Origin of the sequence: Cytobacillus sp. SAFR-174 (assembly GCF_051964675.1) — a bacterium.
In the GTDB taxonomy this organism is placed as follows: Bacteria; Bacillota; Bacilli; order Bacillales; family Cytobacillaceae; genus Cytobacillus.
In genome coordinates this window covers 1-23,539 of the sequence record NZ_JBQCMZ010000016.1, presented here as the reverse complement: position 1 = coordinate 23,539, position 23,539 = coordinate 1, and the positions used below count along the sequence as shown (strand labels likewise).

Here is a 23,539-nt window from a genome sequence, read left to right as displayed (position 1 = left end):
AGATTACTAAATTAAAGGAGGGCAGTGGAAATCAACCCCACTACTAATGTAAAAGGAGGAGAATCGTTTTTTTGTTAAGTCATCTGCAAGTCAGGTTAATGATCAAAAATCAGCATGAAGGTTGGTGATCAATGACAGAAAGCGAACAGAACAATTCTCTGAAAAAACATAATCCTTTAAGAAAAGTACTTAAATACCCATATAAATAACCGGCCCTGAGAATTTTCAGAGCCGGTTTTCTATGTGCTATAAAAGATAAAATCCGATTCCCATGATCACGTAAGCTGCCAGCAGAGTAGCTCCTTCAAACCAGTTGGTTTCCCCGTCATTGCCAATGACAATCATCAGCAGGACAGCCGTCACCATGGCAATCAGCTCAGGCAATGTAAAAACAAGCGGCATGGCTGTCGGGAACAGCAGCGAAAGCAGTACGAGGACTGGCGCTACAAACATCGCCACCTGAAGTGTGGAACCAACAGCAATTTCAACAGCAATGTCCATTTTATTTTTATAAGCCATAATGATGGCAGAAGCATGCTCTGCCGCATTTCCAACGATGGCCACAATCACTACCCCTATAAACAGCTCTGTCCAGCCAAACGCTTCTCCGACTGTTTCAAAGGTGTGCACCAGATTCTCCGATACATAGGCAACGGCAATGGTCGAAATGGCAAGTACCGCAATGGCCTTCCCTTTGCTCCATTCCGGGGTTTCCTCCTCATGAGAGCTTTTGCCTTCTTCTTTTGATTGATAGACACCCCGGTGGGTGACCAGTTTGAAGAACAAAGCCGCTAAATACAGAGCGATTAAAATGACAGAAATGCCGATGCTGAACGTAATCGTTTCAGTTTCATCCATGGTCATAGCAAAAACTTCAGGAATCACAAAGGCCACAATGACAGCAAACATCAGAAGCCCTGAGTTGTGGCGTGCATCAAAGACATTAAAGGACTGGGTCTTGTATTTTACCCCACCCACGAAAAATGATAATCCTGCTACTAACAGCAAATTCCCCAAAACAGATCCAGTCAGTGATGCAAGAACGACACTGATCAGGCCGGCCTTTAACGCGAAAATGGATATAATCAGTTCAACCGCATTTCCAAAGGTGGCATTCAGTAATCCGCCAATTCGGGGACCCGCTACTACGGCAAGGCTTTCTGTCGCCCTTCCCATATAGCTGGCCAATGCGATAATCGTGATGCAGTATATCCCAAACAGCAATATATTGGACCAGTGCATCAATGTTCCGATGACAGACAGCGGAACACCCGCAAACGCCAATACCATGAACACTTTATTTGTCATATCTTTACCTCCTTACGTTTTATAATATTTTTTAGTATTGCCTGCACATTCCTGCCTATGTGATTATATGCAGAGAGTTTATGTAAAACGTACTTTCTCTTTAGCCATTTTTGGGAAAACTCAAACTTGCCGCGGATGGCATATAAAAAGCTGCCGTCTAAAACAGCAGCTTTCTTCGTTACTTTATCGCATTTTTTGCTAATGCCTGAATTGTCATATCATCCATTGGCGGGTTATGCAGCCCGGCACGCACATCCCTGTAATAGCGCTGCAGCGGATTTTTTACTGATAAACTGCGGGCACCTGCCACCCGCATAGCCAAATCGACTACTGTAATGGCCGCGTTCGTTACAGCCAGCTTGACCGCTCCCAATTCAGGCTGCATCCCGCTTCTCGTTTCATCGTCTGCTTCATCCCATTTATCTGCAACTGAATAAAGGAAATGGCGTGCTCTCATGAGTTCAAATTCCATCTCGCCAATTTTTTGCTGAACATTGGGCAAATCAATGATGGCACCCTTTATGCTGTTCGGGGAGTAATCTTTCGCAAACCTAATCGCATAATCCTGTGCAGCCTGTGCAATACCCAAATAACAGGCCGGAATGTGGAGAAGCCAGCCGGCCGCGCCTTTTTTGCCGGGCTGAAACAGCTCAACAAGCGCATCCTCCCTCACTCTTACATTCTTTAAAAGAAGATCATGGCTTCCAGTTCCTCTCATAGCAATGCTGTCCCAAGTTTCCTCAATCTCCAGGCCAGCGGAATTTCCCGGAATTAGGAAGTTTCCTATTTCCCCGCTTTCTTCAATCGTGGCGCTCACATTAAAATAATCCAGCACGGGAGCCATGGTTGTGAAGCTTTTCCGGCCATTAATGATCCAGGAATCCCCCTCTTTTCGTGCAGAGGTAACAGGCTTCCCTCCCCTTGTAGGGCTGCCCGTCTGCGGTTCTGTTGCACAGTTATTCATTAGGGCACCCTTTTTGACATCTTCACACAGCTTCTTAAATACAGCTTCATCCCAGTTGTTCTTCTCTCCAAGACTTTTGATAATTCCCATATGCCAGCCAATGGACAGGGCGGTGGATCCATCACCTTCCGCTATCTTTTCCTGGAGGTGCAGGAATTCAGAAAGGGAGATTTCTTTTCCCCCGTATCGTTTAGGGACGGTCAAGGAGGTGTAGCCGGATTCTTTTAGTTCTTTCATATTTTCAAACGGAAAAAGACCTTCTTCATCATTTTTAGCGGCTCTTGATAAAAAATTGTGTGAGAGCTCTTCCATGAGCACGATTCTTTCTTCGGCGGTTTTTAAGTCTTGAAATTTCAATGTGGGGCACCTCGTTTCCACTTCAAATTCTTATTATTTGTATAGGAATTATTATACTATTATTCTCCCGCCTTTCACAAAAGTACGCTTGTATTAAAAAACAGGAAAGAGGCATCCCCTTTCCTGTCTGCATGTTAAATAAGTTCAAATGTCTCTTCTATTTCAATGCTATCTTCCACTGAGCGCACCATTGAACAATTCTTTCTGGTCAATTCCAATGCCTTGTGGAGTTTCGCCTCATTTAAATCCGTTCCTTTAATAATGAAGTGGATTTGCACCTTTTCCACACGGTCAGCGATTTCAGGATTTCTTTCTACACTGGTTTTTATTTGGATATCCTCGAATTCCATGCGCATTTTTTTCATGATTTTTCTCAGAACACCGCCGCTGCAAACAGCCAGCGAAGCGACAAGCAGCTGGTACGGCCTGAAGCCATACTCTTCATCCCCGGAAACCTCCAGACGCCCGAATGGCAAATCGGCATAAAAGCCTGCTTCTTCCTTCATTTTAAATTCCATAGTATTCGCCCCTTTTTATCTTATTATTAGTAGAGATTACACTATTTTGCTTTCAAACAAAACTATTATGACCACAAACTTACTCTTGCCAAGAGAATCTATTCCCGATACCATCATTTAGGAGACATTTATACTTCACGTCAGAAAAAGAGGTTTTTTTATGAATAAAGAAACAATGCGTTTTTGGATTCTCATCAGCATTGTGGCCATATCCGGCTTCAGTCAGGGAATGCTCCTGCCGTTAATTGCCATTATCTTTGAGAATGACGGCATTTCCTCCAGCTTGAATGGTTTAAATGCAACTGGTTTATATATTGGAATCCTTTTAATTTCACCTTTTATGGAATATCCATTGCGAAAATACGGCTACAAGCCGGTCATTATCCTTGGAGGATTATTAGTTGTTGTATCTCTCATGCTTTTTCCGCTGTGGAAATCGTTTTGGTTCTGGTTCATACTGCGGCTTCTTATCGGCATCGGCGACCATGCCCTGCATTTTGGAACGCAAACATGGATCACATCCTTTTCTCCGGAAAATAAACGCGGCCGGAATATCTCCCTGTACGGACTTTTCTTCGGAGTGGGATTTGCTGCGGGTCCATTAGTGGCACCGCTTATCAAAATCAATGAAACCATGCCGTTTATCATTTCTTCCATTCTATGTCTGATTGCCTGGCTGTTTTTATTCTCATTGAAAAATGATTTCCCTGATCAGTCCATAGAAATTAACTCATTCAGAGAAACAATGAAGCGTTTTTCAAAAGCGTCAAAATATGGCTGGGTTGCCTTCCTGCCGGCATTAGGCTACGGATTTCTTGAAGCTTCATTGAATGGCAGCTTTCCCATCTATGGCCTGCGCATTGGGCTGGAAGTTTCAAGTGTTTCCCTGCTGCTGACTTCATTTGCGATCGGGGGCATCCTATTCCAGCTTCCTTTAGGCATCATGAGTGATAAATTCGGAAGGCGCCATGTTTTAATGAGTGTTCTTTTTATCGGGTTTATCAGCTTTGTCGCAGCAAGCCTGCTCGAGGAAATCGTGCTAGCACTAACCATTTGCCTATTCATAGCAGGCATGGCCGTCGGATCAACCTTTTCACTTGGGATCACCTATATGGCAGACTTAATGCCAAAGAACCTTCTTCCAACAGGCAACCTGCTTTGCGGCGTAGCCTTCAGCATTGGAAGCCTGATTGGCCCCTACTTCGGCGGCCTTTTCATTGATTTATTCAAGACAATCAGCTTTTTCAATATTATCAGTGTGATGCTGCTGATTATTTTTGGTGCCGTCACCTTATTCGGGAACAAAGGGCAGGTATTGGAGAAAAGCCAGTCTTTCTAAGCTTCGTAATAGTTGGAGCTTCAAAAGATTAATATTAGTTTGAGCTTCCAAATGCAAATTAAGTTTAAATTACTGAGTTGATTGGAGCGGAGGGTACTTGATCCTCGAAAATGCTGACGCATTTCCTTCGTGCGGTGTTTATCCGAGGAAGCTTATTCAATGTCCTGCGGGAGGAGAGGGAGCGGGAGACCCCGCAGGCGAAGCCGAGGAGCTCTGTTCCTCCCCGCGGAAAGCAAGTACCCGCAGCGGAAATCAACGGGTACAATTCGTAACCTAAAATTAATTTTATTAATTTTTAAAGACCGTTTAACTTTTCTTTTCATAGGCTATATAGTAATATAAGTGTAATAGAATACCATAATTGCATAGTGCAAGCTGCATTACTGATTTTAACGCTGTCACCTATCTGGTGGCAGCTTTCGTTGTTTTTTAGGGGTATTGAATGTGATTATTCTTCTCAATAAGATAACTGAAAAACATTAAAACCATTTTTAGGAGGACAAACGATGAGTATGGAGGCAAAGGCCCTGCTTAAAAACAGCAATCGATCTGAAGAAAATCTTTTAGAAAAAATCAAACCCCATGCTGAATTAATTGCCGCACTTCTGAGCGGTGTATTGATTCTGACAGGCTGGCTGTTAGACCGAAGCGGAATGGAATCACCATCGATTACCGCTTATCTGCTGGCTTTCGTAATCGGCGGTTTTGCGAAAGCGAAAGAAGGCATCGAAGAAACCATTGAGAATAAAGAATTGAATGTTGAAATGCTGATGATCTTCGCTGCAATCGGCTCAGCGATTATCGGCTATTGGACAGAAGGCGCAATCCTGATATTTATTTTCGCTGTCAGCGGTGCATTAGAAACCTACACCATGAACAAAAGCCATAAGGAAATCTCTTCTCTTATGGAGCTGCAGCCTGAAGAAGCCCTGAGGATCACAGACGGTTCAGAGGAGCGTGTCCATGTTTCAGAGCTTGAAATCGGGGATTTTATCCTGGTGAAGCCGGGTGAGAGGGTTCCCTCTGATGGAACGATTGTAAAAGGCCATTCGTCGCTGGACGAAGCAGCCATTACGGGTGAGTCCCTGCCTGTTTCAAAAGGCGCGGATGACCAGGTATTTGCCGGGACTGTGAATCTGAACGGATCGATCACGGTTGAAATCACAAAACCGAATAACGAAACCCTTTTTCAAAAAATTATTGAGCTTGTGCAATCAGCTCAAAGCGAGAAATCCCCTTCCCAGCTTTTCATTGAAAAGTTTGAAGGCACCTATGTCAAAATTGTTTTGGCTGTTGTTGTTTTGATGATGTTTGCTCCACATTTTCTATTAGGATGGAGCTGGACTGAAACCTTTTACCGGGCCATGATCCTTCTTGTTGTAGCATCACCCTGTGCCCTGGTCGCATCGATCATGCCTGCGACTTTGTCAGCCATTTCAAATGGAGCGAGACACGGCATCCTTTTTAAAGGCGGTGTGCACCTCGAAAACCTGAGTCATCTTAAGGCTATTGCCTTTGACAAAACCGGCACACTGACAAAAGGAAAACCGGAAGTAACCGATGTTGTAGTCAAGGATGGGCTTTCCAGAGAAGAACTGCTTCTAAAGGTCGCATCCATTGAAAGTCATTCAAACCACCCGCTGGCTAATGCCATTGTCAAATATGCCAAGAGCACACTTTCAGAGTCCCTTATCCACCCGGAGAGCATTGAAGATGTTACCGGGTTCGGGGTCAAAGCGAAGGTTGATCATGATGAATGGAAAATCGGCAAAGCCTCTTTTGTCGGTAAAACTGAGGCCATGGCATTTGCAGACGGAGCTGCCGACAGCATGGCAAGCGAAGGAAAGACGGTTGTATTTGTCCAGAAAAACGATGAAATCATCGGCCTCCTTTCTCTGAAGGATGTTGTCCGGGAAGAAACCAAACAGGCCATTGACCTTTTAAAGAAACAGGGAATCTACACGATCATGCTGACAGGTGACAGCCAGACAACAGCAGCAGCAATTGCGGGCGAAAGCCATGTCAACTTGCATATTGCCGAATGCCTGCCTGAAAACAAAGTGGAGCATTTGAAGAAGCTGAAGGAAACATACAGCAATGTCGCCATGGTCGGAGACGGAATTAACGATGCCCCGGCCCTGGCCACTGCCAATGTCGGTATTGCCATGGGCGAAGGAACGGATGTAGCGCTTGAAACGGCTGATGTGGTTTTAATGAAAAATGACTTGCCGAAAATTGCGGAAGCCATCGAACTTTCAAGACGCATGAATAAGATCATCAAGCAGAATGTCATTTTTTCCATCACGGTTATCATGTTTCTAATTGCATCCAACTTCCTGCAGCTGCTTGACCTTCCTTATGGCGTAATCGGCCATGAAGGATCAACCATTTTGGTTATTTTAAACAGCCTGAGGTTATTGAGATCATAAGGAAAGCCTGGGAATTCAGATTCCCAGGCTTTTTTATGTCTGGCGCAAGCAGCCTGCCCCCCTCGAGGTGTCGGGGGTAAGCAAGGCCCTTCCGCTTTTTTTTTAGTGGTAACCGTTCTGCCCGTTAGCAGAACCGGATGTTTTTTGTTTTGGTTTGTTTTTGCCTTTTTGCTTAGTGCCGCCGTCTTTTTTCGTGTGCTTTGTCATATCGGTCCCCTCCAATGTATTCATTTTCCCCCATTACTAGTGTGTAACGGAGAGGGACTTTTTAAGAAGGAAACTTTTATCAGCAATCCTCTTTATTGATCTTCGAATAGATGGCATTTATTTCCCCGCCCAGAATGATGATAATGCCGGATATGTAAAACCAGATCATAAGGACGATTATGGCCCCAATGCTTCCATATGTCGCGGAGAAATTGCCAAAGCTGCTGACATAGTATGAAAAAGCAAGCGAGGACAGGACCCAGCCGACTGTGGCGAAAATGGCACCTGGCACAGCGCTGATACAGGTTAATTTTTTATTGGGGGCAATCCAGTATAACCCTGTAAACACCATAAAAAGGATGAAAGGGCTCACTAACCAGCGCACCATATTCCATATCGCCAGAAATTGGCCTGATAAACCAAATTCCGAAGATATAAATAAGCCTATCTGTCTTCCGAAAACAGGAAGAAGCAGGGCCATTACAAACACAAAAATCATCGCAAATGTAAGCAGAATCGCCATTCCGCGTGCAATAATAAAATGACGGGTTTCCTTTACATCATACGCCTTATTAAAAGCCTTCACCACGGCATTGATTCCATTTGAAGCCGACCAGAGCGTAGCGATGATCCCGAAGGAAAGCAGCTTTCCATTTCGCTGCGTTATTTCATAGATATTGGTTTCAATGAGCTTCATGGTCTCTCCAGGTGCAAAATCACGAACAACATTTAAAATATCCTGCTGCGTGATCGGCAAATAAGGAACGAGCGTGACCAGGAAAATCAGCAGAGGAAAAAGAGAGAGAAGAAAGAAATAGGCCAATTGGGCAGCAAGTCCAAATACATCATCTTCTTCTACTCTTTTCCATAAGTTTGGAATCAGAGCCGAAAAAGTTCGTCCCATTCCAACACCTCACTTGTCATTAATGCGGAATCTGAACCGAATCGTCAGCCGGTTGTTCCGGCAGTTCGCCTGATCCCTTCAGCTTAATATCTGAAAAGGCCTGCTTTGTATTCTGAACAATCTGTGTAACTTCCGGTGCCATTTCTCTTATTTCTTCCACAGTGCCAGTAATAAAAGCGACGTCTTCACTAACCTGGTCAATAGCGGTTTTGACCTTGTTGGAAACATCCTTCACCTGATTCACTGCTTCACTTGGGTGTTTTAAGTAATAGCCAACATTGCTGGACGTTTTCCGGCAATTATCAAAAACGGTTTCCCTTGTGGATTTGTCAAGAAGGCTTAGCGCACCGCCTGCAAGTGCTCCATATAGTACACCTTTCCAAAACAATGATTTCCCCATATTTTATTCTCCTTTAGTAAAATTATTATATGAAAATTTTATTCAATTTTTCCCTTTTTTTCGTTTAATGAAACCTGACTCGTCCTTTTCCTGTATTATCTTATGTAATTTGTACAAACTTCCCCTTTATTTTCTACTAATTTCCTTGGTACATGCAAGTCTAATTTAAGTTGACATTTTGCTGATATCGTGGAAAGATGATAAGAAAAGTGTGTTCGTCCTAATACATAGCTATGAGAGGGTGTCTGTAATGAATAATTTATCGGAGAAATCGGTTGAGAATGTGGAGTTTATGATTGAGGCTATTAAGGAGAAGCTGAAGGTTTTGAATTTAGGTGCTATTAAGCCTTCGCATTTTGATGAGGAAATGTATGAGGAATTGAAGGATATTTATGATCTTGTTATGAAAAAGGATTCGTTTAGTCCGAATGAAATGCAGGCTTTGGTTGAGGAGCTTGGGAATTTGAGGAAGAATAAATAATATGTGAGCAGCCTTTTGAGGGCTGCTTTTTGTTTATGCATATGACTGAATTTGCAGCTGTTGAGCTAGGGTGCTGATTTCCGCTGCGGGACCTCCCCTGGTTCGCTACTCCCGTAGGACATTGAATAAGCTTCCCTGATTGAACACCGCACGAAGAAAATGCGTCAGCATTTTCGAGGATCGAGGCCCCTCCGCTCCAATCAGCACGGTATTAATAAGGAATTTTCCAATATCAAAGCCCGGATGGATAATCCCTGAAAGTAATACATTAATCAAACATTAAAAACCCCCTGCCAAATCAGGCAGAGGGCTGTCCATTTCATTATCCTAACAATTTAAGTGATTCACGTGTGAATGCAGGAATATCTTCCGGCTGTCTGCTTGTGACGAGCTGGTTTTGGCAGACGACGATTTCTGAGTCCTGGAATTTGGCTCCTGCGTATTCCATGTCAACCTGGATGGATTTGTAGCCGGTTGCGTCGCGGCCTTCTAGAGTCTTGGCTGTCAGCAGCAGCTGCGGTCCGTGGCAGATCGCGAAGACTGGTTTCTTATCGTCCATGAATGATTTCGCAAATTGGACGAATCGGTCATCGGCACGAAGCTGATCCGGTGAGAATCCGCCTGGCAGGAACAGTGCATCAAAGTCCTGCGGATTTACGTTATCAATGCTCTGATCTATTTGAACAGTGGCTTCACCCTGTTTGCCTTTAACGGATTTGCCTTGTTCCTTTTCAATTGTAACCACTTCATGACCTGCTTCTTTGAAGCCTTTTGCAGGTTCCGTGTATTCACTATCCTCGAACATCTCGGTAATTAAGCATGCGATTTTTTTACTCATCTATACCATCTCCTTTTAAAAATCTTCACATAAGGAGATTTCCCTGAATGAACAATCTTAAACGTAAAAAAGCATGTTACACTCCGCTGTCCATTCTTCTCGCAAAATCAACAAACCTGAACTTGTCCGGCCTGTGCCTGGATTCTGTGTACTGAAAAAGGGTGGCATCGTCAAAATAAATATAATTTTTCACCACGACAATGGCATGGAATCCTTCCATATCCAGAAGCCTGCGATCTTCAGCAGTCGGTTCTTCCACTGTAAATTCTTTTTTGGCAAAGCTTATTTTTTTGCCGAGATCGCCCTCAATGTAGGCAAAAATAGAGCTCTGGCATATGTCCTGCGTTAAGCCGGGGACATATTTCTCAATTAAAAAGTCCTTGTCCAAAATAATCCGCTCATCTTCAATTTTCCGGACCCGATAAACTTTCCAGACTTTTTCATCTTTATCAATATGGAGATGCTTCATCTTCTCTGCGTCAGGCTGAATAAGTGAAAATTCGTCCACAATCGTTTCAGCACGCTGCCCCATCTTTCCGGCCAGTTCTTTAAAGCTGACCAGACCCGATATGGGAAACTGCAACTTTTTCAAATCAAGGACCATCGATCCTTTTCCGCGGATTTTCTGAATAAATCCGTTTTGGGCAAGCAAATTCAAGGCTTTGCGGATGGTTTCTCTTGAAGTGGAATACATCTCCGTCAATTCATGTTCAGATGGCAGAATGGATCTGGCGGGATACTTGCCTTCCTGGATTTGCTGGGCAAGCTCCTCATAAATCACTAAATATTTATTATTTCTCATTTCAATCACCATTTCAGTCAAGTTAACACCATTCTACCATTAAACAAGCTTGCTTTGAATTATCGGTTGGACAGCTGGATAAAATACCACCCGCCTTCCGTTACAACAGGTTTGAAGGTTTTCACTTTCAGCTTCAGCTCTTTCGCAAGCTGGTGGATATCCTCCTCAGTCGGGGTTGGATAAAGATTTTCAAAGGCTGAAAAGAAGCTGTTAAACACACTTGAAAACTCCTCGCCTTTTTTTGAATGAAGAATGGGTGTGATAATCGTAATGGATCCTTTAAGGCTAAGCCAGCTTTTCAATCGGGACAGCAGCTGCTTGCGATCCTCCGGCTGGATATAGTGCAGCAGGTTGTTGACCATAATTAAATCAGCCTGATGATCAGGTGAGTATTCATGAACATCTGCAGTCACAATATTAATGTTGGGAATGTCTTTGCAATTGGTTCGGGCAGATTCTGCGACGTCTTCATTAATTTCAATTCCCGCCAGTTTTGCATGCGGGAACTTCTGGCTGATTCTGCTTAAATAGCCGCCTTCCCCGCAGCCAATGTCAATAATTCTTTCCATTTTGTTCTTCTTAATGGTTTTCATAAGCCGCGGCAGTGCAAGCTGTTCAAGCAGTGATGAAGTTCTTGCGACGGTTGGTCCATGCTCTTCATGATCAAAAGTATTTTTCGTATTGGAACGGAGCAGTTCAGGATAAGAGAGTAAAGTCGGGATATGCAATTCCATCATTTCCTTCAGGATGATTCCTGTGGAACGGGGGTTTTTCGGCGTGGATGGAAGGCTGAATTTAGAAGCTGTCTTGATTTTATCCTTCCCCTTCTTTTTCAAATGGCGGATCGCCAGCCCCACCTCCACCCATCTTAAAAGCAGCTCCTCCTGAAGATTTCTGCTTGAGGCCACTTCTTTTACCGTTCTCCAGCTGCGGAACTGTGAAAAAAGGTCGAGCTCAAATCCAACATATGCATGCCAGCTGTATAAAAAGGGCTGGTTCTTTTTCATCCAATTTCGTGCTTTTAGCAATCTCACATATTCATTTATCATGGCTGTTCAACCTTCTTCCAGGGATAGTCTTCTTTTTCTGTATAAAAATAATGGCTTTTATCAGCAGCTGATAATTCTGTTTTTCTTGCCGGCAGCATTCCTGCCTGAATCAATCGGTCCCAAAGACTCTCCGGCCAATATCCAAGACCTGAAACATTCAGCATTTGCTTATATTGCAGAGTTTTGTCTCTTTCGATCTGCTTTAGGCCTTTGCGGCGTATTCCTGTAATAACCCGGTTCGAATAGGAATAGGCTATGGCGGATAAGTGACTGAGACTAATCATGTTTTCAGCGCGTGGCTTGCGGACTTTTTCATACCATTTAAGCTTGTCCGGCGAAAATCTTCCGCTCGCATACATCTCTGCAAGCAATTCCCCAAGCACATCGGCATCTTGAATCGCCATATTCATGCCTTCCCCTGCCATCGGGTGGACAGTATGGGCCGCATCGCCCAATATCGCGAGTCTTCCATCCACATATTTATCTGCATAAAAGGCTGTCGGAATCATTAACTGAATATCCTTCCAATTTTTCAGCCTGGTCACATACCCTTCCAATTCCGGAAAAAGCTCTACATAATTTTTATGGAAATAGTGAATTCCTTTTTTGAGATGCTCCTTATACGTGCCCTCAGGAATTAAATAAACAGATCGCACTTTCGCATCCGGCAGCGGAAATAATCCGAGGAACCGCTCATCCTTAGAGATAATTTTCCCTTCCTCCAATGATTGAGGCCGGGGGAAGGTTACCGTTAGAAATTGATGGTTGTACTCAATCTTTTTAATTTTGCTGTTCATTTCTTTTCTGGTAATGGAATTCCTTCCTTCAGCGCCTATAAAAAAGTCAGCCCTCACTGTCAGCTGCTCCTTTACATCCTTCCGCTCAACCAATAATTGGCCCTTGTCATACCCTTTTGCCAGGGACCCTGACAGATAATGAAAGTTCGAATATTGAAGCGCCTGATTCAGAAGGATTCCTTTCAGCCTTTCATGCTCGATCATAAGCGAGTAATCATAATTCCCAGGGAGGATGCTGTAATCCATGGCAAACTCTTTTTCCCCTTCCTCAAACGCAATCCGGGAAAATGAAAAGCCATTATCAAGGATTTCATCCAAAGCACCCAGCTGATTAAAGATTTTCAGGCTCTTTGGCTGCAGGAGTTCTCCCTTATAAACGGAAGAGGGGGCATCCAGCTTTTCCAGAACTGTGACATCCAGATTGGCTTGGGCCAGCTTCAGTCCAAGTGTCAAACCGCCAATCCCTCCGCCTATAATGGCAACCTCTGTATTCAAGGACATATTTCCACCACCTTTGCCTTTTATTTAACCTTCTTTTTAAAAAGCAAAACCAATGGATATGCTGATATTACAAAGTCTGGAAAAAATTATAAGAACAAACTTTTGAAAATAGGAGTATGATTGTGATAGACACCTATAATTTCAAAATCCTGTATAATAGAGAGAGTCAAATCAATTAACGTTCCTTTTAGGGCGATATATAGCAATACCGCAGTCTAACGGGCAGTAAGATCCCCACTAGAAACTGCAGTAAAATTCAAAGGTGAATTAATGGTGCCAAACTGCCCGTAAGGCCCGATTAGTTCAACTAACCAATCAGCGGAAAACACCCCCTCTGATCGGAGTTTCACTTTAATTTTGGAGGCAATAAAATGAGAGAAATAGCAGTCGAACAATATATCCAGATGGACAACGCAGTTCCGGTCGATGTCAGGTCTCCAATTGAATTCGAGGAGTGCAGCATTCCCGGTGCTGTCAATGTGCCTCTTTTCACTAATGAAGAGCGTGCGGAAATCGGAACATTATATAAGAAAGAAGGTTCTGATGCGGCTAAGTGGAGAGCGATGGAAATCGTTTCACCTAAAATTCCGTCCATGATGCAGAAAATCAGAGACCTGAAAAATGATGGCTTCCAGCCTGTCATTTACTGCTGGCGCGGCGGCATGCGCAGCAAAGCCGTTACTACATTTATCACATATGCCGGTGTTTCAATCCCCCGTTTAATTGGAGGGTATCGAGCGTACCGTCAATATATACTTGAAAACACTGCAAGCCTGATTCCTGAAAAAGCAGTTGTGATCCACGGGATGACCGGCGTCGGGAAAACAGATGTGCTGAAGGTGTTAAGTCAAAAAGGATATCCTGTTCTTGATCTGGAAGAAATGGCAGGACACCGCGGATCGATCTTCGGCTCCTTTGGCATGGGGGAAGGCAGCACACAGAAAACATTTGATGCTCTTTTGTATCAAGCCCTTTCTGAGGTTAAAGGCTCCCCTTATATTATTATGGAAGCTGAAAGCAAGCGGATTGGCAAGGTGGTTCAGCCGGACGAGCTGCTCGATACTAAAAAAAACGCAATCCACATTGATATGTTTGCAAGCATCGAATCCCGTGTCCAGCGTATTCTGAGGGACTATGTGGAACCATATCAAAAAGAAGGATGGTTCAAGCCGAAAGTGGATGAAAGCCTTGTGTTTATTAAAAAACGGCTGAAGGATACCGAAATCCGCGAGCAGCTGGATGAATCAGTTCAAACGGAGAACTACGAGCTATTTATTAAGCTTTTATTAGAACACTATTACGACCCGCGCTATGCTTTTAAACAGCATGATTATGAAGGCGAATTCCACCATGTGAATGCAGATGATGTGGAAGCAGCTGCACAGCAGGTTATTCAAATAATTGAGAAGCAAAATGCTCCCGTCTTATGACGAGGAGCATTACTTTTTGAGAGCGACAAAAGATATATTTTTTAAAAACTGTGATAACTAGCTATTTAAATCGGTTGACACTGTGGTATGATGATAATAATATTGAACAAAACGTTCTTAATATGGAACTCATTATGATATAATCCTATTACATACAAAATAAGGTGTGTGGTATACGATGATCGGTGATCGTGTAAAAAAACTTCGCCAGGAAAAGAAAATGTCCTTATCCGAGCTTGCAGACCAGGCCGGTGTGGCAAAATCATACTTAAGCTCACTTGAACGAAATTTGCAGACCAATCCATCGATTCAATTCCTTGAAAAAATCGCAGGTGTCCTGAATGTTCCCGTGGACCATTTGATCCATGAGCAGATCAACAAGGAAGATCTGGATTCCGAATGGATGAAAATTGTGAAAGAAGCCATGGAGTCTGGTGTTTCCAAGGAGCAATTTAGGGAGTTTTTGGATTTTAATAAGTGGAAAAGCGGACAAAAATCATAATAGCCATGAGCCTGAATACACAGGCTTATTTTTTTGGCAAAAATAAAAAGCATTTCCATTTAGAGATGCCTCTAACAGAAATACTTAGCAATATCGGATATTTAAGCTTCGATCAGAACCTCTTTGGCTCTGTTATTATGTAAAAACTCTCTAACTTCTTCCTTTTGCAGGCCTAAGTTTCTTGCTTCCATAATTAACTGCAGCCACTCTAAATCAATCTCTTCGACCTTAATATTTTGCTCTGTCAACATTCTTCCCCCCAGGATACGTATCGTATTCCAGGCAATCCAGCCATCGTAGTATTTTTCAATACCTTAGACCCGCGACTTTGCGTCCCCATCTTTCAATGAGTTTGCCTTTTTCTGCGCCTATCGGCTCAAAGAAATATTTTCCATAGATGTATTCTACTATGGGCGTATTGCTAATGGTGTCTTTTTTTGTAAATATAATTAATTATTTTAATATTAAATTAATTTATTTTTCGACAAAAGTCTCTCAAATCCCTCACTTATTTAAGTGTTCTCTGTTTAGAATAGTAAGAATGGCCGATTCTTTTCCTATAATTCTTATTAATTTCCTGCAGAGAATAGGTGTGCGAAATTTTCTTTTTCTTATAGATAATATGGGCCGGTTCCCGTGTCATCGCATCCAGAAAAGTTTCATTCGTCAAATCAGTTCCGCAAACCGGGCAAAGCCACTCTCCGGTTTCAGTGCTGCTGAAAGATGGGTTATGGCATTTAGTGCAGTTTTTTTGATACATGAGACACCGCCTGAACTATTTTATATTGATATATATTTCCTATTTGGGTTTTAATGAATGCTGTTAAGCAATTAATGAGAAAAGCCAAACAGCGTGCAGCAGGCATACGATTGAATACATAATTGAAGCTCCGGCTGCTAATAGCTTGACTTTAGATTCTGCGGAGATAACTATTGATAATATGATAAGTAAACAAGAAAGAATTATTTTAAGAGAAAGAAATAAAAAAGGGTGAAGGTCATAAAGATTACCCATTAGCGGATTGCTTTCTTCTATAACATTAAAGTGGAGTCCTAGGGCAGTAAGAAATCCGTCCAGCAGATTTAAGATGGCAAGATAATAAAGCAGCTTTTTCATGTGATCACCACTTTTTAGCTAAGGTGAGTATTTATAAATAAAAATTAAGGCCACGAAGTTTTTACTCTCCTGGCCTTCTCTATCGTTCACTTCTTATCCTTCTATAAAAAACAAGGATTAATACACTTCCTGTTCCCAATAACAATCCGCCGATCAATAGTAAGTTATAAGTATTGGTAGCTGTGTTTGGCAAAAGATTATCGGTCATTTCAGGATTTATAACAATATTGTCTTTAGAATCACCAGGTTTCGCTCCTTCGTCCGTGGTTTCATCAGAAGGTTCTTCTTCACTTGGAGGATCTCCATCTCCTGGCGGGTCTCCATCATCTGGTGGATCTCCGTCACCTGGCGGGTCTCCATCATCTGGCGGGTCTCCATCATCTGGCGGGTCTCCGTCACCTGGCGGGTCTCCATCATCTGGCGGGTCTCCGTCACCTGGCGGGTCTCCATCATCTGGCGGGTCTCCATCTCCTGGTGGATCTCCATCATCTGGCGGGTCTCCATCTCCTGGTGGGTCTCCATCATCTGGCGGGTCTCCATCATCTGGCGGGTCAGTTGGATCCGTTAATGCCTCAGCAAGAAATATGATTTCTACCTCAGCAGAAGAATCCTGAAAGTCATTTCCAAGAGTGTAAGGCATTGAAACTTGAAAGAATAACTGCTCAGAGCTGCCCTTTGCCAGCTTCCTTGGAGTAAACCCTTCAAAGTCTTTTAACTTTCCTTCAAATAGAATATCTGAATCCTTCTTAACCAAAAGATCAAGTTCTTCGAAAAGCCCTTTTACGGATTTTTTCTTTCCAATTTGCGCTGTGTATCTGAAATCCTGTTTTCCCTGGTTTAGGATGGTTATATCTCGGGGCATCCAGTCACCTGGTTTGAGGTCACCTACTTCGAAAAAGTAGCCGTTTATGTTTGTGTTGATATCTAGTTCTTTATCAGCTGCTAATGCAGTTTTTTCTCCTAAAAAGATAACAAACAGTAAAAATGCTATAATTGAATATATAAGTGGTCTTGCCAATAAACATTTTGATTTCATGGCATTACCTCACAAATTATATTGAACAAGAGGCGGGGAAATTCCCCACCCCTTGTTTTAAGAGATGATTATTTTGCTTCTCCTTCGCCTTGCTTACCTTCGAATGTCCATTCTAGTTCTAAAGAATCGCCCTGGTATTCGTTCTGTTCTTGACCATTATCTACAAACTCATATTGAACATAAAGTGTATCCGTTGTACCGGCTGCTAAATTTCCTCCGTGTTCAGCGAACCAACCACTCCAGAAGTTACCCTCAATCACATCAGGACTCATATTTTTCAAATCATATAATGTTGTTGACCAAATTGGTGTATCAATTTTGTCAGCATTAAGTAAGAAATTAACTCGAATATGCTTACCAAAATCTTCTGCATTATTACTATTTGCATCAGTTACTGTATAATCTGTCATTAAATCAATAGTGGCAATATCAAGCGAACCTCCATTTACAAGTTGGAAAGAACGCAACATAGTATCACCAGGTTTGATATCTCCCACATCAATAATTGTAGTAGGATTTGCACTTAGGTCTAGCGTTCCAGCAGCAAATTTAGCATTTGCTTCAGCAGTGTCACTGAAATAAGCAAATGTTCCCCCACCAACTAATGAAATCCCTAGTGCTGCAGATGCAATACCCATACCTAATTTCTTTTTTAAAGTCATTTCCCTTTTCCTCCTCTACCCCATTCGGGTATGTATGATTTTTTATATTGACCCTTGTTATTAACAAGGAGTGCAACCAAAGCTAAGCCGTTTTTTCATTTGAATCATTTTTCTTATTCTTGGAATCAAGTTCTCTTAAGCCCTGCATGATGCTAAATGCTGAGTATGCCAGAAGAAGAACTCCCGGACCAATCAGCAGAATCGCTCCGCCTTCTTTTGATTGTGCAAAATCTATGAAATATCCCACATATGGAATCGTGAAACCAGAGTATACGGCTCTTACATTTTCAGAAAGCACTGGGTCCATGTCTGCAGCGTTATTGTTATCCCCTTTTGTTTCATACATGACATGTTCGCCGCTTGTAGTGACACCAACAATGCGGTGGGTGATCAGCTTTTGCTCATCGGCCTGGAAAGTAATGATGTCTCCCTTTTTCAAGTCTTTACTTTGGGATGAATCAACCGGCTTGACTGCAATGACAGATCCTGTCATAAAGGTTGGCTCCATTGAACCTGATAACACGGTTTTAAGCTGGTAACCAAATGCCTGAGGTTCTCCGCCAGAGGCTTTAGATGAAACAACGAGCACTGCCATAATGATTAAATTGATAAACAATATTGCTGTAATCAAATTGCTAATAATCTTTCCTGCTGTTTTCCAGCTAACTTTCAATTCACCGTCACCTTCCTTTAAAGAAAGAAGATTGTTCTTTCTTTATGTTCGTTTTGTTCTTTTTATCGAACCGTTAAGTCGAGTATAGTCCATCCTTCTTATTTTGAAAAATTCCAAATTCAGCCGTTTTTTCGTTTTAAAGAACATTTTTCGTTCTTTTTCTAAGTATATCTCGAGAATTCTCACTATTTTGTATTTTTTATTGAACGTTTTGTTCGTTATAATGAAAATATCTTTATATTTTATGATAAGGGAGTATTATGCCTATGATAGGTGGCCGGATTAAAAGTTTGAGGATCAAAAAGGGATACTCGATTAATGAGCTTTCCGAAAAAGCCGAGGTATCCAAATCATATTTGAGCTACATTGAGAGAGGTATACAGGAGAACCCTTCACTGCAGGTTTTATCGCGAATCGCCAGGACACTGGATGCTAATCTTGAAGAGCTGCTGGAGGAGAATAAAGAACAGATTACCGATTTGTCTAAGCTGGATGAGGAGTGGGTTTCCCTTGTCAAGGAAGCAATCAGGCAGGGAATCACAAAAGAGGATTTCTCCTATTATCTTGAGTTCATTAAATTTAAGAAAATGAATGGAGGGAACGTTTAGTTGAAGGTTAGAGGCCGTTTGCTGATTATAGCTGCCTCCTTCCTTATTCTAATCGGAGGCGGTGTGGTCCTGTTTTCACTGCAGGAAATGTACGCTCAGGAGAAGAAAACCAAGGATTCTTTAGCCCAGGCACAAGAAAGAGTTCATAACGCAGTGAATAAAGAAAGAAGAAATGTTCTCCAAACAGAACAACCACTGGATGTTTCCTTTGAGCAGGGTGAAGCCATTGGGATTCTAAAGATCCCCCGCTTGGAAGCTGAACTTCCCATTATAGAAGGAACAGATGAGGATGAACTTGAAAAGGGGGTTGGCCATTACTCAACAACTGTTCTTCCGGGCCAGTCTGATCAAATTTTATTATCAGGGCATCGGGATACAGTTTTTCGCCGGCTTGGTGAACTTGAAATTGGAGATATACTTCAAGTTATCATGCCCTATGGAGAATATAGATATGAGATAACAGAAACAGAGATTGTTGATGCGGATGATACTACAGTGATTAATTCCACTGCTCCACAAGAAATTCTCACTGTTTCCACTTGCTATCCTTTTTCATATGTAGGAAATGCACCAAATCGTTATATTTTATCTGCTAAAAGATTAGTTAATTAAATTAAATTTTATGAAATGTTCTCAATAAAGAATATCTATGCGAAAATTTGAGTAAAATCTAGATAATGAGAGAAAAGATACTATTTACCTGCCAAAAACTTAAATTATTCCATTTCCAAATTTACTTTCCTAATAGTATAATGAATTTTAATTCTATATAAAGAACAAATTCAATTTTAATAATGAACATTCAAAGGAGGTTACATTGATGGAACCGAGAGGGGTGAGAATTAAAAGAATGAGAAGGAAAAGAAGAAAACAAATGGCAAAAGCCGCTGCTTCCAGTTTTGCACTTTCATCCTCCATTGTTGTTGGAGCACATTTCATATCGCCTACATATGCTCAATTCAACAGCACTGATGAAGCAAACTCGACTATTGAGGCATGCTTTATTTTTCCCAGAACAATAGAACAAGATTATGTAATCAAGTCAGAAGATGTCTTCAAAAAATTGGATGAGGAAATACAACAGGCATTGTCTCTAAAAAGCAGTATTTCTGAAATAGATGCTGATGCTAAACTAAAGAACGTAAAGCCTTATCCCAACGGCCATACCAATCCATCCGAACCAGCATCTGATAGCAGTGCCTCAATAAAAGGGCTAACAGCTACCCGTTCTTCGTTAGAATCACATATAAACAGTCTGCAAAATAACATATCCACAGCTAAACAGGACTTAAATGCGATTAGCTCCTTAAGCAGTCAATTATCTGCTTCAATCCAGCAGCTGGAGAATTACAATAACGCTCTCGAAACTGCAGTAACAAAGTCAAAAACTCATACTGAAGAAATAACAACCCTTTTAGATACAATAAACGGATTCAAAGATCAAGCTATCACAGAATGCACTTATGAAGAAACTTACTTTGAAGAGCAAATTACCAAGATGGAGAGTTATTCAAAGGATGCTGAAACTCTTATAACCCAAGCCAAAGAGGAACAAACCGCTTCCCTGGAAAAGATCAAAAGCTATAATGACAAACTAAATCAGTTAAGGAATATGGAAAGCAATATTCAGGACGAGATTTCTAAGTTTGAAAGCAGCATTGATCATCTGAATAGCCGTATTTCAGATATCGATGCTCAAATTCAAAAGCTTGAAAAAGAACAACAGGAAGCTGAACAAAAGAAAAAAGCTGAAAAGGAAGCCGCTGATAAGAAAAAGAAAGAAAACAAGCCTCCTGAAGAGCAGCCAGCAACACCTCCAACTAATGATAAGCCAAATGAGGTGGAAACCAAACCTGCTGATGAACCAGAAGTGGAGCAACCAACAGAGGAACAATCACAAGAAGAACAGCCACAAGAGGAACAAAACAGCACATCTGAGAGTGATAGTGAAACACCACAACAAAACGAATCCCCATCCGAAAATGCAGAAACCACCTCAGAAGAAGCTAAATGAAAAGTTCCCGAGAGCTAAGTGTGATTCACACTTAGCTCTCTTTTTTTAATTTCAAGTGCCCTTTTTACTTCATCTAGACAAACACCCGTCCCCCATCCAAGAACCTGTACATATCCTTTACTATATGGGTTTCCAGAAGGGACGTTATCCTAATGATCAATCTTTTAAGATTATTATTATATCTAGGCATCATCATCACCACTATCATTCTATCAGTATAAAAAAGCCAGACTTCCCAAGCCTGGCTTTCCCTTTACTTATGCAAACTTACAGCAATCCTAGAACCCACTTCCGCATTATGCTTCACCAATGCAATATTCGCTGTCAGGCTTCTTCCTTCTGTCAATTCCTTCACTTTTCCCAGAAGGAATGGAGTCACTTTTTTCCCTGAGATATTGTTTTCATTCGCTTCTTTTAAAGCTGTTTCAATAACCCCATTAATAAACGCCTCTTCCATTGCATCTTTTTCAGGGATTGGGTTGGCAATGACAACTCCCCCTTTTAGGCCAAGCTCCCATTTTGTGCGAATCATTTCGGCTGCTTCTTCTGCATTGTCCACACGGTAGTTCACGCTGAACGGACTAGTACGGGTATAGAAGGCAGGCAATACATCTGTTTCAAACCCAACTACCGGTACGCCATAGGTTTCTAAGTATTCAAGCGTTAAACCGAGATCCAGGATGGATTTCGCACCTGCACAGATAACGGCGACATTGGTCATCGCCAGCTCCTGAAGGTCAGCTGAGATGTCCATGGTGGTTTCCGCTTCGCGGTGAACGCCGCCTATTCCGCCTGTGACAAAGACTTCAATGCCGGCAAGCTCTGCACAGATCATGGTGGCTGCTACCGTTGTGGCACCATTTTTTTTCTTCGCAACTAAATATGGAAGGTCGCGGCGGCTTGCTTTTTCAACGTCCCTGCTTTGTGCCAGGAACTCCAGCTCCTCATCTGACAGACCAATTTTAATTTTCCCGTTTAAAATGGCAATGGTTGCAGGAACCGCACCGTTTTTGCGGATAATGTCCTCCACCTCTTTTGCTGTCTGGACGTTTTGCGGGTATGGCATTCCATGTGAAATGATGGTGGATTCAAGGGCCACAACCGGTTTATTTGCTTTCTTCGCTTCTAACACTTCTTCTGAGTACTCAAGCCATTTTTCTAACATGATGTCACTTCTCCTTAGTCGAAATATTGATTGAATGTTTCTTGGAGGCGTTTGTTGTTCAGGTTGGGATTAACGGTTTCAATGGACTGCAGGGCAAGCATCGAGCAGGACATGCCAATTTTGCAGGCATCCTCTGTGCTTAAGCCTTTTAAATGGGCGAAAATAATACCCGATACAAGCGAGTCACCTGCACCTGTCACATCAGCGATTTTCACTTTTGGCGGCAGCTGCACACCTGCTTCACCTGTTTTTGTGAAGTAGATCAGCCCTTTATCTCCTCGGCTAATCACCACTTTTTCGACTCCTTTATTGATCATTTCCTGTGCTGCTTTAAAGAAGTCTCCCTCCTTGATGATTTCCATCCCTGTCAGGGCTTCTGCCTCATTTTTGTTGGCAATCAGCCAGGTAACCCCCTGCAGATTTTCCGGAAGATTCTTTATTTTTGGTGCTGAAACAGGTGTGATACATAGCGGAATACTCTCTTCGTAACACCTTGTAATGATTTGCTTTAAAACTTCTGGTGGAAAGTTGGTATCCAAAATGACCATCTCAGCTGATGCCATGTACCCCCACTTTTTTTCGACAAACTCTCTGGTAACGCTTTCATAAATGGACATGTCAGCTAACGCCACAGCCATTTCCCCTTCCAGATCAAGCACGGCTGTATAGGTTCCAGTAACGGCCCCTCCCAGGGATTGTGAAGGTGTCACGTCAGCAAAGGCTTTCGTATATTCCAGAAGCCATTCGCCTTCCGGGTCGCCTCCCACTACGGTCATCAGACCTACATTACAGCCCAGTCTGCCAAGGTTTTCGGCAATGTTCCGTGCCACACCTCCGCAGGATTGTGAGCTCTCGGCGGGATTCGATGTTCCGTATTGGAGCTGTCCGGTTGTCTGTATTTTTCTGTCCACATTGGCCCCTCCCACACAAAGCACTTCTTTCTTTTGCGGCAGGACATAAGCCCTGCCAAGAATTTTCCCCTGCTTGGTCAGTGAGGAGATATAGCCGGCTACAGCGGACCTTGAGAGCCCTGTTTTGTCAGCCAGCTCGTTTTGGGCAATAAATGGATCCTCTTTAATCAGCTGCAAAATGAATAGTTCTTTATCGTTCACAATGGATCAGCCCTGTCTTTTTTTGACTTTTGTCTAGATTATAAACTTTTGTCTATTTGTCGCACAAGTGTTATTTTTCCGAAAATTGTTTTAGCTATAAAAAAAGTCCCCCGTCATTAGCTAAGTAGTTCAGATAATGTGGAGAAAACTTGAAATCGCAAATAAAATAACATACTTTTCCGTTACGTAAATAGCAAGGGAGTTAACAATACAATTAGCGGACAAAAAAAGCTTGGGACATCCCAAGCTTTCAGACTGTCGACAAACTCGATTAAAATCGTGCTTGTCTTCAGTCTTTTTTGTTTTACAATAGAAGTAATACAATG

The 23,539-nt window shown here is 42.3% G+C and carries 26 protein-coding genes and 1 riboswitch; of the genes, 8 read left to right on the top strand and 18 right to left on the bottom strand.

The genetic code is table 11. From position 1 onward, the window contains the following. Nucleotides 1-246: 246 nt before the first annotated feature. From cax to ACTHRG_RS16165, 3 genes are all read right to left on the bottom strand, one after another. Nucleotides 247-1,308, bottom strand: a complete 1,062-nt coding sequence (gene cax, locus ACTHRG_RS16175) for a calcium/proton exchanger (RefSeq protein WP_440231611.1) — start codon at nt 1,306-1,308, stop codon at nt 247-249. Between the two features lie 178 nt (nt 1,309-1,486). After that, nucleotides 1,487-2,629 (bottom strand): acyl-CoA dehydrogenase family protein, encoded by a 1,143-nt coding sequence (locus tag ACTHRG_RS16170; protein WP_440231609.1) that lies wholly within the window; start codon nt 2,627-2,629, stop codon nt 1,487-1,489. 134 nt (nt 2,630-2,763) lie between these two features. Then, nucleotides 2,764-3,147: an OsmC family protein gene (locus ACTHRG_RS16165; protein WP_335687671.1), complete on the bottom strand. Its 384-nt coding sequence runs from the start codon at nt 3,145-3,147 to the stop codon at nt 2,764-2,766. Between the two features lie 160 nt (nt 3,148-3,307). On the opposite strand from ACTHRG_RS16165, the gene ACTHRG_RS16160 reads away from it, so the two are divergent. Both ACTHRG_RS16160 and ACTHRG_RS16155 read left to right on the top strand, forming a co-directional pair. After that, nucleotides 3,308-4,486, top strand: a complete 1,179-nt coding sequence (locus ACTHRG_RS16160; protein ID WP_440231606.1) for an MFS transporter — start codon at nt 3,308-3,310, stop codon at nt 4,484-4,486. Nucleotides 4,487-4,992: 506 nt separating this feature from the next. Next, nucleotides 4,993-6,915 (top strand): heavy metal translocating P-type ATPase, encoded by a 1,923-nt coding sequence (locus tag ACTHRG_RS16155; protein ID WP_440231604.1) that lies wholly within the window; start codon nt 4,993-4,995, stop codon nt 6,913-6,915. A 286-nt stretch (nt 6,916-7,201) separates the two neighbouring features. Here the strand turns inward: ACTHRG_RS16155 and ACTHRG_RS16150 are convergent, their stop codons facing one another. Both ACTHRG_RS16150 and ACTHRG_RS16145 read right to left on the bottom strand, forming a co-directional pair. After that, a complete protein-coding gene (locus tag ACTHRG_RS16150; protein ID WP_163140189.1) occupies nt 7,202-8,026 on the bottom strand; it encodes a YihY/virulence factor BrkB family protein in 825 nt (274 codons plus the stop codon). Between the two features lie 19 nt (nt 8,027-8,045). Then, a complete protein-coding gene (locus ACTHRG_RS16145; protein ID WP_227888971.1) occupies nt 8,046-8,426 on the bottom strand; it encodes a YtxH domain-containing protein in 381 nt (126 codons plus the stop codon). Nucleotides 8,427-8,676: 250 nt separating this feature from the next. Here ACTHRG_RS16145 and ACTHRG_RS16140 point away from each other — a divergent pair, with 250 nt between their 5' ends. Next, the gene (locus ACTHRG_RS16140; protein WP_035326433.1) at nt 8,677-8,907 is read left to right on the top strand and encodes a DUF1128 domain-containing protein; all 231 of its coding nucleotides are present in this window, start codon (nt 8,677-8,679) and stop codon (nt 8,905-8,907) included. A 105-nt stretch (nt 8,908-9,012) separates the two neighbouring features. Here the strand turns inward: ACTHRG_RS16140 and ACTHRG_RS16135 are convergent, their stop codons facing one another. From ACTHRG_RS16135 to ACTHRG_RS16115, 5 genes are all read right to left on the bottom strand, one after another. Further along, on the bottom strand, nt 9,013-9,183 hold the full coding sequence (locus tag ACTHRG_RS16135; RefSeq protein WP_175609132.1) for a hypothetical protein: 171 nt from the start codon (nt 9,181-9,183) through the stop codon (nt 9,013-9,015). Between the two features lie 46 nt (nt 9,184-9,229). Then, nucleotides 9,230-9,745 (bottom strand): type 1 glutamine amidotransferase domain-containing protein, encoded by a 516-nt coding sequence (locus ACTHRG_RS16130; protein WP_440231600.1) that lies wholly within the window; start codon nt 9,743-9,745, stop codon nt 9,230-9,232. 76 nt (nt 9,746-9,821) lie between these two features. After that, the gene (gene treR, locus ACTHRG_RS16125) at nt 9,822-10,547 is read right to left on the bottom strand and encodes a trehalose operon repressor (RefSeq protein WP_440231599.1); all 726 of its coding nucleotides are present in this window, start codon (nt 10,545-10,547) and stop codon (nt 9,822-9,824) included. A 59-nt stretch (nt 10,548-10,606) separates the two neighbouring features. After that, the gene (locus tag ACTHRG_RS16120; RefSeq protein WP_440231597.1) at nt 10,607-11,596 is read right to left on the bottom strand and encodes a class I SAM-dependent methyltransferase; all 990 of its coding nucleotides are present in this window, start codon (nt 11,594-11,596) and stop codon (nt 10,607-10,609) included. Then, nucleotides 11,593-12,894 carry an FAD-dependent oxidoreductase gene (locus ACTHRG_RS16115; RefSeq protein ID WP_440231596.1) on the bottom strand — a complete coding sequence of 434 codons (1,302 nt, stop codon included), beginning with the start codon at nt 12,892-12,894 and terminating at the stop codon, nt 11,593-11,595. Before ACTHRG_RS16115 ends, ACTHRG_RS16120 begins: the two co-directional genes overlap by 4 nt. Nucleotides 12,895-13,265: 371 nt before the next feature. Here ACTHRG_RS16115 and mnmH point away from each other — a divergent pair, with 371 nt between their 5' ends. After that, nucleotides 13,266-14,324 (top strand): tRNA 2-selenouridine(34) synthase MnmH, encoded by a 1,059-nt coding sequence (gene mnmH, locus ACTHRG_RS16110; protein WP_076260165.1) that lies wholly within the window; start codon nt 13,266-13,268, stop codon nt 14,322-14,324. A 178-nt stretch (nt 14,325-14,502) separates the two neighbouring features. Next, nucleotides 14,503-14,826 carry a helix-turn-helix domain-containing protein gene (locus ACTHRG_RS16105; RefSeq protein ID WP_035326424.1) on the top strand — a complete coding sequence of 108 codons (324 nt, stop codon included), beginning with the start codon at nt 14,503-14,505 and terminating at the stop codon, nt 14,824-14,826. A gap of 101 nt (nt 14,827-14,927) precedes the next feature. Here ACTHRG_RS16105 and ACTHRG_RS16100 read toward each other — a convergent pair whose 3' ends face one another. The 6 genes from ACTHRG_RS16100 to sipW all read right to left on the bottom strand — a co-directional run bounded on the left by ACTHRG_RS16100 (nt 14,928) and on the right by sipW (nt 18,314). Then, nucleotides 14,928-15,077, bottom strand: a complete 150-nt coding sequence (locus ACTHRG_RS16100; protein ID WP_076260163.1) for an anti-repressor SinI family protein — start codon at nt 15,075-15,077, stop codon at nt 14,928-14,930. A gap of 27 nt (nt 15,078-15,104) precedes the next feature. Next, a riboswitch (cyclic di-GMP riboswitch) is annotated at nt 15,105-15,193 on the bottom strand. 141 nt (nt 15,194-15,334) lie between these two features. Next, nucleotides 15,335-15,586 (bottom strand): hypothetical protein, encoded by a 252-nt coding sequence (locus ACTHRG_RS16095; RefSeq protein ID WP_076260160.1) that lies wholly within the window; start codon nt 15,584-15,586, stop codon nt 15,335-15,337. 63 nt (nt 15,587-15,649) lie between these two features. After that, nucleotides 15,650-15,943 (bottom strand): DUF5658 family protein, encoded by a 294-nt coding sequence (locus ACTHRG_RS16090; protein ID WP_440231594.1) that lies wholly within the window; start codon nt 15,941-15,943, stop codon nt 15,650-15,652. Nucleotides 15,944-16,022: 79 nt separating this feature from the next. After that, a complete protein-coding gene (locus tag ACTHRG_RS16085) occupies nt 16,023-16,979 on the bottom strand; it encodes an LPXTG cell wall anchor domain-containing protein (protein WP_440231592.1) in 957 nt (318 codons plus the stop codon). Nucleotides 16,980-17,047: 68 nt separating this feature from the next. Next, the gene (locus tag ACTHRG_RS16080) at nt 17,048-17,641 is read right to left on the bottom strand and encodes a CalY family protein (protein ID WP_440231591.1); all 594 of its coding nucleotides are present in this window, start codon (nt 17,639-17,641) and stop codon (nt 17,048-17,050) included. A gap of 82 nt (nt 17,642-17,723) precedes the next feature. Next, nucleotides 17,724-18,314, bottom strand: coding sequence for a signal peptidase I SipW (sipW, locus tag ACTHRG_RS16075; protein WP_440231590.1), 591 nt, complete (start codon nt 18,312-18,314; stop codon nt 17,724-17,726). A 266-nt stretch (nt 18,315-18,580) separates the two neighbouring features. Here sipW and ACTHRG_RS16070 point away from each other — a divergent pair, with 266 nt between their 5' ends. The 3 genes from ACTHRG_RS16070 (at nt 18,581) to ACTHRG_RS16060 (ending at nt 20,936) form a co-directional block, all read left to right on the top strand. Continuing rightward, on the top strand, nt 18,581-18,922 hold the full coding sequence (locus ACTHRG_RS16070) for a helix-turn-helix domain-containing protein (RefSeq protein ID WP_404359428.1): 342 nt from the start codon (nt 18,581-18,583) through the stop codon (nt 18,920-18,922). Next, nucleotides 18,923-19,534, top strand: a complete 612-nt coding sequence (locus ACTHRG_RS16065) for a class D sortase (RefSeq protein WP_440231588.1) — start codon at nt 18,923-18,925, stop codon at nt 19,532-19,534. It abuts the gene before it with no gap. A 205-nt stretch (nt 19,535-19,739) separates the two neighbouring features. After that, nucleotides 19,740-20,936: a hypothetical protein gene (locus tag ACTHRG_RS16060; protein WP_440231587.1), complete on the top strand. Its 1,197-nt coding sequence runs from the start codon at nt 19,740-19,742 to the stop codon at nt 20,934-20,936. 253 nt (nt 20,937-21,189) lie between these two features. On the opposite strand, the gene ACTHRG_RS16055 is transcribed toward ACTHRG_RS16060, so the two are convergent. Beyond that, nucleotides 21,190-22,101 (bottom strand): pseudouridine-5'-phosphate glycosidase, encoded by a 912-nt coding sequence (locus ACTHRG_RS16055; protein WP_440231586.1) that lies wholly within the window; start codon nt 22,099-22,101, stop codon nt 21,190-21,192. A 14-nt stretch (nt 22,102-22,115) separates the two neighbouring features. Then, complete coding sequence (locus tag ACTHRG_RS16050) at nt 22,116-23,213, bottom strand: carbohydrate kinase (RefSeq protein WP_076260141.1); 1,098 nt, start codon at nt 23,211-23,213, stop codon at nt 22,116-22,118. Between the last annotated feature and the right edge of the window lie 326 nt (nt 23,214-23,539).

Bases quoted from the DNA above. Each gene is read 5' to 3' on its own strand.
- ACTHRG_RS16095 (WP_076260160.1), bottom strand. From the start codon at position 15,586: ATGTATCAAAAAAACTGCACTAAATGCCATAACCCATCTTTCAGCAGC.
- ACTHRG_RS16140 (WP_035326433.1), top strand. From the start codon at position 8,677: ATGAATAATTTATCGGAGAAATCGGTTGAGAATGTGGAGTTTATGATT.
- ACTHRG_RS16130 (WP_440231600.1), bottom strand. From the start codon at position 9,745: ATGAGTAAAAAAATCGCATGCTTAATTACCGAGATGTTCGAGGATAGT.
- ACTHRG_RS16165 (WP_335687671.1), bottom strand. From the start codon at position 3,147: ATGGAATTTAAAATGAAGGAAGAAGCAGGCTTTTATGCCGATTTGCCA.
- ACTHRG_RS16100 (WP_076260163.1), bottom strand. From the start codon at position 15,077: ATGTTGACAGAGCAAAATATTAAGGTCGAAGAGATTGATTTAGAGTGG.
- ACTHRG_RS16080 (WP_440231591.1), bottom strand. From the start codon at position 17,641: ATGACTTTAAAAAAGAAATTAGGTATGGGTATTGCATCTGCAGCACTA.
- cax (WP_440231611.1), bottom strand. From the start codon at position 1,308: ATGACAAATAAAGTGTTCATGGTATTGGCGTTTGCGGGTGTTCCGCTG.
- ACTHRG_RS16115 (WP_440231596.1), bottom strand. From the start codon at position 12,894: ATGTCCTTGAATACAGAGGTTGCCATTATAGGCGGAGGGATTGGCGGT.
- ACTHRG_RS16120 (WP_440231597.1), bottom strand. From the start codon at position 11,596: ATGATAAATGAATATGTGAGATTGCTAAAAGCACGAAATTGGATGAAA.
- ACTHRG_RS16085 (WP_440231592.1), bottom strand. From the start codon at position 16,979: ATGAAATCAAAATGTTTATTGGCAAGACCACTTATATATTCAATTATA.
- ACTHRG_RS16055 (WP_440231586.1), bottom strand. From the start codon at position 22,101: ATGTTAGAAAAATGGCTTGAGTACTCAGAAGAAGTGTTAGAAGCGAAG.
- ACTHRG_RS16150 (WP_163140189.1), bottom strand. From the start codon at position 8,026: ATGGGACGAACTTTTTCGGCTCTGATTCCAAACTTATGGAAAAGAGTA.
- treR (WP_440231599.1), bottom strand. From the start codon at position 10,547: ATGAGAAATAATAAATATTTAGTGATTTATGAGGAGCTTGCCCAGCAA.
- ACTHRG_RS16145 (WP_227888971.1), bottom strand. From the start codon at position 8,426: ATGGGGAAATCATTGTTTTGGAAAGGTGTACTATATGGAGCACTTGCA.
- mnmH (WP_076260165.1), top strand. From the start codon at position 13,266: ATGAGAGAAATAGCAGTCGAACAATATATCCAGATGGACAACGCAGTT.
- ACTHRG_RS16160 (WP_440231606.1), top strand. From the start codon at position 3,308: ATGAATAAAGAAACAATGCGTTTTTGGATTCTCATCAGCATTGTGGCC.
- ACTHRG_RS16105 (WP_035326424.1), top strand. From the start codon at position 14,503: ATGATCGGTGATCGTGTAAAAAAACTTCGCCAGGAAAAGAAAATGTCC.
- ACTHRG_RS16090 (WP_440231594.1), bottom strand. From the start codon at position 15,943: ATGAAAAAGCTGCTTTATTATCTTGCCATCTTAAATCTGCTGGACGGA.
- ACTHRG_RS16155 (WP_440231604.1), top strand. From the start codon at position 4,993: ATGAGTATGGAGGCAAAGGCCCTGCTTAAAAACAGCAATCGATCTGAA.
- ACTHRG_RS16070 (WP_404359428.1), top strand. From the start codon at position 18,581: ATGATAGGTGGCCGGATTAAAAGTTTGAGGATCAAAAAGGGATACTCG.